At 46.2% G+C, this 12,795-nt stretch carries 17 protein-coding genes; all 17 read right to left on the bottom strand.

The annotated features are described in order from the left end of the window. Positions 1–56: 56 nt before the first annotated feature. The 17 genes from MAHAU_RS01355 to MAHAU_RS01275 all read right to left on the bottom strand — a co-directional run bounded on the left by MAHAU_RS01355 (position 57) and on the right by MAHAU_RS01275 (position 12,767). Entirely contained in the window at positions 57–698 is a 642-nt protein-coding gene (locus tag MAHAU_RS01355; protein ID WP_013779928.1) for a hypothetical protein, read from the bottom strand. Between the two features lie 64 nt (positions 699–762). Further along, a complete protein-coding gene (fabZ, locus tag MAHAU_RS01350; RefSeq protein WP_013779927.1) occupies positions 763–1,197 on the bottom strand; it encodes a 3-hydroxyacyl-ACP dehydratase FabZ in 435 nt (144 codons plus the stop codon). Positions 1,198–1,543: 346 nt separating this feature from the next. Then, complete coding sequence (locus tag MAHAU_RS01345) at positions 1,544–2,200, bottom strand: hypothetical protein (protein ID WP_013779926.1); 657 nt, start codon at positions 2,198–2,200, stop codon at positions 1,544–1,546. Positions 2,201–2,426: 226 nt separating this feature from the next. Then, entirely contained in the window at positions 2,427–2,756 is a 330-nt protein-coding gene (locus tag MAHAU_RS01340) for an RNA polymerase sigma factor (protein WP_013779925.1), read from the bottom strand. Positions 2,757–3,081: 325 nt separating this feature from the next. Continuing rightward, complete coding sequence (gene trxA / locus MAHAU_RS01335; protein ID WP_013779924.1) at positions 3,082–3,402, bottom strand: thioredoxin; 321 nt, start codon at positions 3,400–3,402, stop codon at positions 3,082–3,084. 89 nt (positions 3,403–3,491) lie between these two features. After that, positions 3,492–3,758, bottom strand: a complete 267-nt coding sequence (locus MAHAU_RS01330) for a metal-sensitive transcriptional regulator (RefSeq protein WP_013779923.1) — start codon at positions 3,756–3,758, stop codon at positions 3,492–3,494. A gap of 12 nt (positions 3,759–3,770) precedes the next feature. Then, a complete protein-coding gene (locus MAHAU_RS01325) occupies positions 3,771–4,043 on the bottom strand; it encodes an SHOCT domain-containing protein (protein WP_083809802.1) in 273 nt (90 codons plus the stop codon). Positions 4,044–4,068: 25 nt separating this feature from the next. Next, complete coding sequence (locus tag MAHAU_RS01320) at positions 4,069–4,725, bottom strand: tRNA 2-thiocytidine biosynthesis TtcA family protein (RefSeq protein ID WP_483466648.1); 657 nt, start codon at positions 4,723–4,725, stop codon at positions 4,069–4,071. A gap of 62 nt (positions 4,726–4,787) precedes the next feature. Next, entirely contained in the window at positions 4,788–5,408 is a 621-nt protein-coding gene (gene hisIE / locus MAHAU_RS01315; RefSeq protein ID WP_013779920.1) for a bifunctional phosphoribosyl-AMP cyclohydrolase/phosphoribosyl-ATP diphosphatase HisIE, read from the bottom strand. 1 nt (position 5,409) lies between these two features. Then, positions 5,410–6,180 (bottom strand): imidazole glycerol phosphate synthase subunit HisF, encoded by a 771-nt coding sequence (gene hisF, locus MAHAU_RS01310; RefSeq protein ID WP_013779919.1) that lies wholly within the window; start codon positions 6,178–6,180, stop codon positions 5,410–5,412. A 2-nt stretch (positions 6,181–6,182) separates the two neighbouring features. After that, on the bottom strand, positions 6,183–6,899 hold the full coding sequence (hisA, locus tag MAHAU_RS01305; RefSeq protein ID WP_013779918.1) for a 1-(5-phosphoribosyl)-5-[(5-phosphoribosylamino)methylideneamino]imidazole-4-carboxamide isomerase: 717 nt from the start codon (positions 6,897–6,899) through the stop codon (positions 6,183–6,185). Next, on the bottom strand, positions 6,896–7,498 hold the full coding sequence (gene hisH / locus MAHAU_RS01300; protein ID WP_013779917.1) for an imidazole glycerol phosphate synthase subunit HisH: 603 nt from the start codon (positions 7,496–7,498) through the stop codon (positions 6,896–6,898). Before hisH ends, hisA begins: the two co-directional genes overlap by 4 nt. Next, entirely contained in the window at positions 7,498–8,094 is a 597-nt protein-coding gene (gene hisB, locus MAHAU_RS01295) for an imidazoleglycerol-phosphate dehydratase HisB (RefSeq protein WP_013779916.1), read from the bottom strand. The genes hisH and hisB overlap by 1 nt, the downstream gene beginning before the upstream one ends. Next, positions 8,091–9,383, bottom strand: coding sequence for a histidinol dehydrogenase (hisD, locus tag MAHAU_RS01290; RefSeq protein ID WP_013779915.1), 1,293 nt, complete (start codon positions 9,381–9,383; stop codon positions 8,091–8,093). Before hisD ends, hisB begins: the two co-directional genes overlap by 4 nt. Before the next feature lie 7 nt (positions 9,384–9,390). Further along, positions 9,391–10,029 carry an ATP phosphoribosyltransferase gene (gene hisG / locus MAHAU_RS01285; RefSeq protein ID WP_013779914.1) on the bottom strand — a complete coding sequence of 213 codons (639 nt, stop codon included), beginning with the start codon at positions 10,027–10,029 and terminating at the stop codon, positions 9,391–9,393. A 3-nt stretch (positions 10,030–10,032) separates the two neighbouring features. After that, positions 10,033–11,217 carry an ATP phosphoribosyltransferase regulatory subunit gene (hisZ, locus tag MAHAU_RS01280; protein ID WP_013779913.1) on the bottom strand — a complete coding sequence of 395 codons (1,185 nt, stop codon included), beginning with the start codon at positions 11,215–11,217 and terminating at the stop codon, positions 10,033–10,035. 110 nt (positions 11,218–11,327) lie between these two features. Continuing rightward, the gene (locus MAHAU_RS01275; RefSeq protein ID WP_013779912.1) at positions 11,328–12,767 is read right to left on the bottom strand and encodes an aminopeptidase; all 1,440 of its coding nucleotides are present in this window, start codon (positions 12,765–12,767) and stop codon (positions 11,328–11,330) included. Positions 12,768–12,795: the final 28 nt, after the last annotated feature.

The raw sequence follows: 12,795 nt of genomic DNA, 5'->3' as shown, positions 1-12,795 counted from the left end.
ATTATACGCCCTTTTATCTTTTTTGTGAAGGGAAAAACGCGGCTGCTCAGCCAACGCTATTTAACATAGCTTTTCGCTATCGCTTCCAGTTTCTTCACTTCTTCCGCCGATAAATGGTTTTTCAATATTCTATCCATATCTCTGGCCTCTTGCAGCGTAACGCCATCCCTGGCCATATCGATCATCCTTTTTATATCGTTTATATCGACTTTGGCCAACAACTTTGCCGCTTCAAGTTTATCCTTAACACTTACGCTGTCCTTTGCCTCATCCAATTGCGCTAACGTGGCCACCGTTTTTATATTATCGGGTTTAGGAGGCGCTGGCTTGTCGATGATTTTATCATCGACATCTTTTTCAAACCATGCCGCCAGTATATTTTCGTAGCTTTCTATGGTTTCCTTAACGTCTACCTTTTGCGTCGATTTCTCTTCGGATGTTGGCTCGTCTATGCTGCTATCGGCTTGAGGCATGGCTTCGGTTTCATGTTCCTGTACAACTGTATCATCTGATTTTAATTCATCCGAAGCTTCCGACGATTCGCTGCCTCCCACCGCAGGCACCGGCTCTACGGTCATTGTATCGCCTGATGCTACAGCAGGCGTCGTTATGCCGGATTGGTTTACGGTCGTTATGGCACAAACCGAGGCTACGGTCAGCCATATCATGATCAGGCTAGCTATGATACCTTTTTTCAAAACAAAATACCCTCCAGAAATATTATCCTAAAGGGTATTATCGTCGCAACGCAGCGTTTTTATACTAAATGCCTTGTTTGTCAGTTAATACAAACATAAGCTCGGCTTCGGCCACCAGTTCATCGGCCACATAGGCCATTCCCTTACCTTTGCCTATGGAGCCTTTCACCTTTACAAGTTCCACTTCCATGCGCAATTGGTCGCCCGGTACAACCGGCCTCCTGAACCGAGCCTTATCTATGCCGGCGAACATAGCCAGTTTGTTCTTATTTTCTTCCATATTCAGCACCGCTACGGCACCTACTTGCGCCATAGCCTCTACGATCAGCACACCCGGCATTATCGGGTTACCGGGGAAATGCCCCTGAAAAAACGGCTCGTTTACAGTAACATTTTTTATACCCACCGCCTTTTTGCCATCTTCTACTTCCAATATGCGATCCACCAGCAGGAACGGATAACGATGAGGCAATATATTCTGTATGTCCTTTATATCCATGGCACAGCAACCTTTCGTTTTTATTTATATTCATGACTTACGCAAAACTATGTAAATGCCTTAAATCCAATATTTAAGCGAGGCGAATTAATGGACAGCATAATCTGAGCTATTTCCTCTTCTTCCACAATAAATCACTGCCTTACGTCTCTAGCTGATGATATTATACCTGACTTTTTAGGTCCTGTCTACTATGCCTGAGCAGTAACCAATCATTTCTTCTCCACAACGCAAACACTTTCTTGTCATTATATCAACTCCTATCCTTGATATTCAATTAACTATTTTATCGCATTAAATAATATCTCGAGTTTATACAAAATATGGGATGCATCCTCAGGTGCGACTAACGTGCTTTTGCATAAGCCTTAAAAATAATAAACAATGAACCAATATATTGCAAAGTATACAATGGCTTTACTATATACAATTGTATCGAAAGCTTATCGTTTATTGACAAATCTTGCGGGGGCAGCAACATAATCAGCATCGTTATAATAGGATATATATACGCTGTTACTTTAATTAGCGTAATATTTAATATAGAACCTGTAAAATATAAAACGATAGAAGTCGCCATCGCAGATAATCCTATATATAGATACGGTATAATACTAGAGAATATTACATATTCTCTAGTATTGATCTCATTATGGAAAATAGTATACCTAATAGCAGTTATAATAAGTGGTCCTAATATCAATAGTAGCATATATGAGAAAAACCATGTTTTAACAATGAGCTGATCTTCAAGCTCAACTCCTCTTTTAACGGTTCTTAAATAAAAGATAAATAAAACAATAAACCCTATATATGTTATAACTTGTAGAACCAAATTGTCTAATAAGGTAACATGTCCAAGATTATCAATATTATTATATAAGACAATAAAAATACTTTTAGTCATAATACGTGATATAAAAAATATTGCATTTATGACTAGCAATTTTTTGAAAAAAGTTAACAAATAATTTTCATTTGCTTTGGAATCAACTTTTACCATATTTTATTCTCCTTTACCAAATTCACACAGGAACATATGTTAAATAATTATTTAACATATGTTCCTTTAAAATTAAATATTTATGGAACTATTGTAAGAGAGTTTGCTGTTAATGCTTCTCATGCCCACATATGAGATATAGACGGATTCGGTACTCCTGGTAAATAGTAGCTATACTCATACCTTATCGAACCATAAGCGCCCATTGATGTTTTAAAGCTGTTTGTTACATTACCCTCATATGTATATATACTTTCTCCAACATTTCTTCCTCGAGATTTTCAATAGAGGTTTCGTGATCCGATACAAGCGCCGATTGGTCAATTGCCTCCCATGAAACCATCGGCTTACGCTTTCTCATCGCCGATATTGCGGTATTTACCGTTATTTGCATTAACCATGCAAAGGGGCTGGTTATAGGGTAATTGGATTTACATAATATGTATTGTGAATATTCATTTACAAGACTAACAAAAGCGTCTATATCGCCCTGCTTCATTTTATTAAACAGCTCTTTTAGACGGCTTTCTTTTTCTTCGTAAAGCTTGCTATCCATATGTACCGCTCTTTTACAATGTTTTTGTAATTATCCTTCTATATATAAGACGCATTTTTGTCAAAAAAGTTGCATTTAAGAAAAAACTTTTTGGGGCTTGCATCCATGTTTTATTGAGTATTGGCACCGCATGATACCTATATGGCAAAGCTAACCTACCTAATATAGGCACATTTTGGTATACAGTTTGATGCTTTATGTCTATATGCTGTTTACGCTGCTGCACAATCCTTATACAGCAGACCTATGATAAGGAACCTTATTGCAGATTATAACAAAAAACCGGTCCGGGCATGTACCCAAACCGGCATTATGCTATTGATTTTTAAACCAATGCCTTAACGGCGTTCACCACGCGCTGTTTGGGTGTAACCCCTACGATCTGATCGACCATACGGCCTCCCTTGAATATGCCCAGCGTGGGTATGCTCATAATCCTGTAAGTGGATGCTATCAATGGATTTTCATCCACGTTTAGTTTAGCTACCTTAAAATCGTCATTCTCTTCGGCTATTTCCTCTATTATCGGAGCCATCATGCGGCAGGGGCCGCACCATGGGGCCCAGAAATCTACCAATACAGGTTTATCGGACTGCAATACTTCCTTACTGAAATTTGTATCCGTAACCTCTATAACTTTAGCCATAATTATCAAACCCTCCATATAAAATATACTATCCCCCCGTACGGGGTATCCTGATTAAATTTTAACCCAACGGCTTCGCTTTGTCAAGCTCATTTCGCGAATTTCAATATGGTATTGATCAACTCGGCTACCTCGCCGGCATCGACCTTGCCATCGTTATCTTTGACCAGGCACTGTACGGCGTGTTCCTCCAGCAAAGAATAACCCACCTTTTCCAAAGAAGCCTTAACCGCTGCTATCTGAAGCAAGACTTCCTGGCATTCTTTACCCTCTTCTATCATGCGCTCTATGCCGCCTATGTGACCTTTTATTGTTTTAAGGCGGTTTAACATATCTTGCCTAGAATCCGTCGCCAATATACCTCGCCCCTATCTTTTAAGTTTTTCCTTCATCTCTTCATATTCTTGCTCAGTTATTTCACCTCGCGCAAATCTCTGTCTCAATATCTCCATGGCCTCGTCGCGCCCATATGAACCGTGCCCTTCATTGCCCGATAAATGCTTTATAATATATATTATACCTACTATTACGGCTACGACGAGCACTATCTCAAATATAAACCACAGTATGCCGATCAGGCCAATGCCATTCACCGGCCACCATCTATCCATCATGAAATCATCACATCCCTTCTTACTCATATATTATAACACCAAATTACACGCTTTACCTCTCCATCCACAGCTTTCGTCGTATGGCGTTGAACACCAGATCTTTGGTTTGCGGACCGAAAGCTGATAGCCCATCTACAAAGCGTTTCATCTCCTCGCGCTGGGTCTTGCCATTTGCCGGACATGGATTGGTTATCACCGGAAACTGTAGCCTTCTGGCCATTCCTTTAGTTTCGGCTTCTTTTATATATATAAGCGGCCTTATGACCGTTATGCCGCTGCGTGTAAGATAAACCTTGGGATCGAAACAGTATATCCTCCCCTCATAAAATAGGCTGAGGAAAAAGGTTTCAATGGCATCATCCCTGTGATGCGCCAGCGCTACTTTATTGCACCCAAGCCGACGGGCTGCGGTATTCAGCATGCCACGCCTCAGATTGGCGCACAATGAGCATGGATTATGCTCTTTTTTTATATCGAACACGACCTCTTTTATGTTGGATGGCACAACATGGTATTCCACGCCAAGTCTATCGCAAAATTCCTGTATAAGTGCAAAATCGGCGCCCGGAAATCCCTGGTCCACGGTTATGCCTATTGCTTCGAATCTTTTAGGATAGAATGAAGCCAGGCGGCTCATAGCATACAGCAGCGTCAGGCTGTCCTTGCCTGCCGACACCCCGACAGCTATCCTGTCGCCCTCATCTATCATATCAAAATCCTGTACGGCCTTTCTGACCCTTCCCAATATGCGCTGCACATACTCCCCGTCTATCAATGCCTGCGCCCTTTCAATTCGGCGTATATATCGTCCAGCGTCATACCCTGCTGCACCAGCAGTACCAGCACATGATAGAATAAGTCGGCTACCTCCCAGCGCACTTCGTCGTACACGCCGTTTTTGGCCGCTATTATGACCTCTGCCGATTCCTCGCCTACCTTTTTCAGTATCTTGTCTATACCCTTTTCAAACAGATAATCGGTATATGAACCCTCTTTGGGGTTATTCTTCCTATCCACTATAACATCGTACAACTCGGCCAACACGTCCCCTTTGGCGATATCGGGCTGCTCTACAACGGTATTGAAGAAACACGAACGATGTCCCGTATGACAGGCTGCTCCCATCTGCTCGACCTTTATGAGCAGGGCGTCACCGTCGCAGTCGTAGCTCATGCCTTTTACATTTTGGAAATGCCCCGATGTCTCGCCTTTATGCCATAGTTCATCGCGGCTGCGGCTATAAAAATAGGTCTGGCCTGTTTCCATCGTTTTACGCAGCGACTGTTTGTTCATATAGGCCAGCATGAGCACCTGCCCATTCGTATAATCCTGTATTATGGCCGGTATAAGGCCCTTATCATCGAATTTAAGCTTGCTTATAAAATCGTCCATTTTATTCTTCCTCCATTCTCACCGGTATGCCTTTATCGGCAAGATATCGTTTCACCTGCATTATCTCCAATTCCTTATAATGAAAGAGCGATGCGGCCAACACAGCATCAGCCATGCCCTCTGCTATGGCGTCGTAGAAATGCTCCAGTTTACCCGCGCCCCCTGATGCGATAACCGGTATATTCACCGATTGCGCCACCGCCTTGGTCAGCTCTATATCGTATCCGTCTTTTGTGCCGTCGGCATCCATGCTGGTAAGCAGTATCTCGCCGGCTCCCATGCGTTCGGCCTCAACGGCCCACTCCAGCGCATCGCGGCCGGTATTAACGCGACCGCCATTCAGGTAAACATCCCAACCGCTACCATCATCCCTGCGCTTTGCATCTATAGCCACGACGACGCACTGGCTGCCGAAACGCCACGCCGCTTCGGATATGAGCTCAGGCCTTTTCAATGCCGCCGAATTAACCGATATCTTATCGGCTCCTAATTTCAATATGTCGCGAAAATCCTCTATGCCGCGTATGCCGCCGCCTACCGTAAACGGTATGAATACCTGCTCGGCCGTGCGCGCCACCACATCGCGCATTATGGCGCGATCATCCGATGATGCCGTTATATCCAGGAACACCAGCTCGTCGGCCCCGGCTTTGTCATAATATGCCGCTATCTCGACAGGATCTCCGGCATCCCTCAGGTTTACGAAATTCACCCCTTTTACCACGCGACCGCCGGTAACATCCAAACATGGTATTATACGCTTTGTGAGCATGATTATTCCTCCAATTCCAATGCATCTTCAAGGTTTATGCGGCCGTCGTATAAGGCTTTGCCTATTATAACGCCCGCCGCGCCGGCCTCCTTTAGCCGCTTTATATCGTCCAAATCCGATACGCCTCCCGACGCTATTACGTCTCCGGCAAATGATTTTGCCATATCAGCGATGGCCTTCACATTAGGCCCGGCCAGCATACCGTCTTTTGATATGTCGGTGTATATTATAGTCTTAACACCCATTGCGCTCATCTGCCCGGCCAGATCGCAGGCCGATACGCCGGTTATATCCACCCAGCCCCGCACAGCCACCATACCGCCTTTCGCATCTATGCCCACCGCTATTCGGTTATCGTAACGCCGCACGGCTTGCTCCACCAAAGATGGCTGCTCGATGGCGGCCGTGCCTATGACAACCCGGCTTACGCCTACTTCATCCAGCATATAGCTTATAACATCCATGCTGCGCATGCCACCGCCCAGTTGCACCGGTATATCCACCGACAGCACTATGCTCTTTATAGCCTCCATATTGGCAGATGCGCCGACAAAAGCACCGTCTAAGTCCACCACGTGCAGCCACTGTGCACCGGCCGATTGCCAGCGCAGCGCCGCTGCTAGCGGGTCATCCTCATATACGGTTTGGCGCCCAGCATCGCCTTGTACCAGGCGCACGCACTTGCCGCCTTTTATATCTATTGCGGGATATATCATCATACCTCTAACCTCCCGAAATTCCTTAATATATTCAATCCTACCGAGCTGCTTTTCTCGGGATGGAACTGTACCGCAAATATATTGTCTTTGTGTACGGCCACAGGCATATCTATGCCATAATGCGCCGTAGCTGTCACTATAGAGGCATCGATGGGATTGACATAGTATGAGTGCACGAAATACACGTAAGGATGCCGGCTCAACCCATTAAATAGTGCGTCCTCCTTATGCTCGAGGTCGTTCCAGCCCATATGCGGCACTTTAAGGCCCGGCGGTATATGCTCCACCGTACCCTTAAATATGCCCAGCCCCTTATAAACACCGCTTTCATAGCTGGTATCCATGAGTAGCTGCAGCCCAAGGCATATACCTAAAAAAGGCTTTCCACTATTTATAAAGCTGTATATGGCCTTATCCAAACCGCGATCTATCAAGGTAGACATGGCATCAGCAAATGCCCCTACGCCGGGCAGCACCGCCTTATCGGCTTCGGCTATGGCAGCGGGATCATCGGTTATAACAGCATCGAATCCTATATATTGAAACGCCTTCTCCACGCTGCGCAGATTGCCCATGCCATAATCTATGACAGCTATCATTACAGCACCCCCTTGGTGGAAGGTACGCCTTTTATGCGGGGGTCTTTTCCTGCAGCCGCATCCAGAGCCCGGCCCAGTGCCTTAAACGCCGCTTCTATGATATGATGCGCATTACGTCCATACAAACAATTTATATGCAGCGTTATGCCGGCATTAAAAGCCAGCGCGCGGAAAAATTCCTCAAAAAGCTGGGCATCCATATGGCCTATGGACGGCACGTCCAACGCCACATCGTAATGCAGATAAGGCCTGCCGCTTATATCCAACGATACCATAACCAACGCTTCATCCATGGGCACATAAAATGTACCAAAGCGCTTTATGCCTGCCTTGTCACCTATAGCCCTGGCAAAAGCCAGCCCCATGCAAATGCCTATATCTTCAACGCTGTGATGGCCATCAACGTAAAGGTCCCCTTTACACGACACCTCTATATCGAACAGGCCATGCTTTGCCATAAGCGTCAACATATGATCCAGAAAGCCAATACCGGTATCAACACGCGCCGTACCGGCACCATCCAACACCCATTTGACATGTATGTCGGTCTCGGCGGTACGCCGCGTTACCTCGCCTATACGCTGCACTTCCATCATTCAAACCTCACCCTCACCGAATTGGCATGGGCCGTAAGCCCTTCAAATTGTGCCAAATCTATTATATCATCCTTTATAGCAGATAACGCACCTTCGGAATAATATATAAAGCTGGATTTCTTTATAAAGTCGTCGACGCTGAGCGGGGAATAAAACCTCGCTGTACCGCCGGTAGGCAACACATGATTGGGCCCTGCCATATAATCGCCCAGCGGCTCGGGGGAATATCGGCCTAAAAATATCGAACCAGCGTTTTTTATACCGCTCAACATTTCAAACGGTTGGCTGACCATAAGCTCTATATGCTCGGGCGCAATATCATTGGCCAATCGCACTGCCTCCCTCATATCCCGCACAAGTATTATATAACCATAATAGGACATGGATTGCGCTATGATATCGCGGCGCGAGAGCTCAGCGCTTTGTTTTTCCACCTCGTCAGCCACCTTGGCAGCCAATCCATCGTCGTCGGTTATGAGTATCGACGATGCCATGGGGTCGTGCTCGCTCTGCGACAGCAGATCGGCCGCTATAAACGCAGGGTCGGCGCTGCTGTCGGCTATAATAAGTATTTCACTCGGCCCGGCTATCATGTCTATATCGACATATCCATACACTGCGCGCTTGGCCATGGCAACATATATATTGCCCGGCCCTACTATCTTATCCACCCTGGGCACAGCGTCGGTACCAAATGCCATAGCGGCTACAGCCTGCGCCCCGCCCATACGGTATATCTCATTCACGCCGGCCTCTTTAGCGGCTACCAGCGTATATGGATACACGCTGCCATCCTCCATAGGTGGCGTGGCCATTATTATACGCTGCACTCCTGCCACCTGTGCCGGTATAGCGTTCATGAGCACCGACGACGGATAGGCCGCGCGGCCACCCGGCACATATATGCCTGCGCATTCCAATGGACGATAGATCTGGCCCATTATAGTGCCGTTCTCGCCGTTTACCATCCACGATTTATCGAGTTGTTTGCTGTGAAATACCCTTATATTTTCAGCGGCTTTTTTTATGACCTCTATAAAACGCGGCTCTACCTTAGCGTAAGCATCGTCTATTTCATACTGCGCCACTTTGATCGAATCAGGTAACATGTCCACGTGGTCAAAGCGCTTCTCGTATTCCAGCAGAGCATTGTCGCCCCTGTCGCGTATATCCTGCACTATGAGCTCGACCAAGGCTTTTATGTCGTCGCGGCTAAGCTGCGAGCGCGAACGCAAACGGGCTATGAAGTCGTTTTTATTCTGCTTTCTCAAATCTATGAAGTTTATCAATCCGTTTTCACTCTCCTTTTTGTACAAATGCTTTTACAGCTTCTACAATATTCATAATGGCCTGATGCTTGGTCTTGAGGCTGGCGCGGTTTACTATAAGGCGGGCGCTGACTTGGCAAACCTCATCTATCACATGTAAACCATTCTCCTTCAGCGTGCTGCCTGTTTCGACCAGGTCCACTATAACGTCAGATAAGCCTACCAGCGGGCCCAGTTCCACCGAACCGTTAAGTTTTATTATATCCACCGTTTGACCCCTGCGCCTGAAATAATCGGCCGCTATATTGGGATATTTTGTAGCCACACGCATATTGGCTTTTATGATGCCGCCATTCTTATCATCGGGGCCTGCCACTACCATGCGGCAGCGGCCAAAACCGAGATCCAGCATCTCATAAAGCGAACCGCCATATTCCATAATGGTGTCGCTACCGGCTATACCTATATCGGCAGCGCCGTGATCGACATACGTAGGCACGTCCACCGGCTTGACCAGTATCAGACGGACGCCGGTATTGTCGTCATCGAATATGAGCTTGCGCGAGGATGAGCGCGCCTCGCTGCAGTCTATACCGCAGTGTTCTAAAAGATCCATAGATAAATCAGCCAACCGGCCCTTTGCCAGCGCTATAGTTATATAGCTCAAACTTCAATCCTCCCTGCAAAAATGCAATACATTCTTTATCCCTCTTTCTGACGCATAGGCGGCGGCATCTCCCACATCTTCTACGGCCTCTGCAATCACGTCAAAGCCCTGCCGTCGCAGTTGCGTGGCACACTCAAAAGCTTTCTTCATGCCGCTTTCATCATAAACTATTAGATAGGCGCACGGCGGAGCAGGCCTCAACTTGCCCTGCCTTTCCAAAGCCAGCATAAGGCGCTTTATGCCTATGGCAAACCCGGTAGCGGGCAATGCAGTACCAAAGTTGGCCAACAGATTATCGTATCGGCCGCCGCCGCATATGGAATAGCCCAGTTCAGTTACAAAAGCATTGAACACCATGCCCGTATAATAATCGAGATCGGGTATTATGCTTAAATCCACAGATACGAAGTCATTCAACCCCCGTCGAGCCAGCGCATCGTATATTCCGTATATGTTATCCAGCCCTGCCATAATGGCCGGCTCTTTCACCATCGCCTTCGCTTTATCGAGAATGTCTACGCCACCGAACCATTGAGGCAAACCGAGCAATATTTCTTTATAATCGTCATCGATATCAGCTTCGTCCAGCAAAGCCGCGAGCGCCGGTATATTCTTTTGGTCTATAAGCCGGCTTATGCTCTGAGCATACGACTGATCGACGCCGCTTTCTTCGATTATGGATTTAAATAAACCGACCTGACCTATGACTATATGAGGATTATCCAATCCGGCATATTTAAGGGCGGTTATGGCCAGCGCTATGAGCTCGGCATCGGCTAGTACTGAAGTGCTGCCAACCAGTTCGACGCCAACCTGCGTGAATTGCCTCTGGCGCCCTGCCTGCAGGTCATCGTAGCGGAATACGTCGCCGCAATAGCATAATCTTAGCGGCATAGGCTCCGATGCCATCTTTGTGGCTACCATGCGTGCCACCGGCACCGTCATATCCGGCCTCAGCGCCGCTATACGGCCGTTGCGATCGACAAACTTCAATATCTCTTCCTGATGCCTGTATTTGCTGCTGTCACTGAAGACATCGTAGTATTCATATATGGGCGTTTCCACAGATCTGTATCCCCAACGGTGAAATAGAACGTTAAGTTTATGTTCCAATTCTTCCTTATTATAGCACTCATCGATCAGATAATCCTGAGTACCCTCCGGTATATGCAATTTCCAGCTTTCCATCCATTCTCCACCCTAATCGCTTTATTATGATAAAGTGATAAATCACTAAAGTACACACATTATAATATAAGGCGCATTGGGTTGTCAAATCCCGTTTGCGCCTTTGCTTTTTACTTTACCTTCTCATAAAAGGCCTTATACGCTTTATAGGTCATATACACATCGGCTTTGCTGGATACCTCTAAAGGTGCGTGCATGCTCAAGAGTGGCACACCGCAGTCCAGCACATCCATGCCGTAGCGTGCGAGAAACATCGCTATAGTGCCTCCGCCACCTTCATCCACCTTACCCAGTTCGCCGGCCTGCCATACTATGTTGCTATCATTAAACACCTTGCGGACCTCGCCTACGAATTCTGCATGCGCGTCACTGGCACCATATTTACCTCTCGAACCGGTATATTTATTTATAGCGACGCCTCTGCCTATGTACGCAGCATTGCGCTTGTCCTCCACCTCAGCATAATTCGGGTCTAAGCCATCGCTCACATCGGCCGATAACGCCTTGGTATTTAAGAGAATACGCTTGACCATAAGCTCATTGTATTTGCCGTCTAATGCCACCAACTCAGATACAAAGCGATCCAAGAACACAGATTCCATGCCTGTATTGCCCACACTGCCTATTTCTTCTTTATCTGCAAATAGCGCAACGCATGTTTTATCGGGATTATTAAGCGACAAAAGGGCTTGCAATGATGTATAAGCGCACACGCGATCATCCTGGGCGTAGGAAATGATCATGCTGCGGTCAAAGCCAAGGTCACGTGCATTAAATGCAGGCACTAACTCTATCTCGGCACTTATGAAGTCCTCCTCCGTTATACCATACTTCTGCTGTAGCATTTGTAACACAGCAAGTTTAACCCGTTCTTTTATATTATCCTTTTCCTCTTCAGATACATCAAGCGGCATGCTACCAACCAATACGTTCAGACCTTCCCCGGTTATCCCTTCCGACATCTTTTTGTCCATCTGCGATTTAGCCAGATGGGGCAGCAAATCGGTGATACAAAAGACCGGATCGCTGTCTTTATCGCCTACACTTATCTCCACCTTGGACCCGTCAGCTTTTATTATGGTGCCATATGTAGCCAGCGGTGTTATAACCCACTGATATTTTTTTATGCCTCCATAATAATGCGTATCAAAGAATGCCAGTCCCTCATCTTCATAAAGCGGTTTTTGCTTTAAATCCAACCGCGGCGAGTCTATGTGCGATCCTATAAGATTAAAACCACCCTCCAAAGGCTGCTTACCTATTACCGCCAGAGCTATCGTTTTGTTCCTCTGCATATAATATACCTTCATGCCGGGCATGAGCTTTGCATTGTCCTGTTTTAGCTGTTCTATTGGTACAAAACCCTTTTGTTCCGCTATACGCCTTATCTCACTGGCACACCGGCGCTCGGTCTTGCTATAACTTAAAAAATCCTTATAGCCCTCACAGAATTGAAAAACCTCGTCACGCTGTCCACCGACAGCATCCCAGGCCAGCTCGGTTTTATATGTCAAATGTTTCTGTAATTCTTTTATATCCGATTCCATCATCATCTCTCCTTATATCATAATTCTTATA

The sequence above is a fragment of the Mahella australiensis 50-1 BON genome (assembly GCF_000213255.1).
Classification (GTDB): Bacteria; Bacillota; Clostridia; order Mahellales; family Mahellaceae; genus Mahella; species Mahella australiensis.
This window is presented reverse-complemented; position numbering and strand designations above follow the sequence as displayed.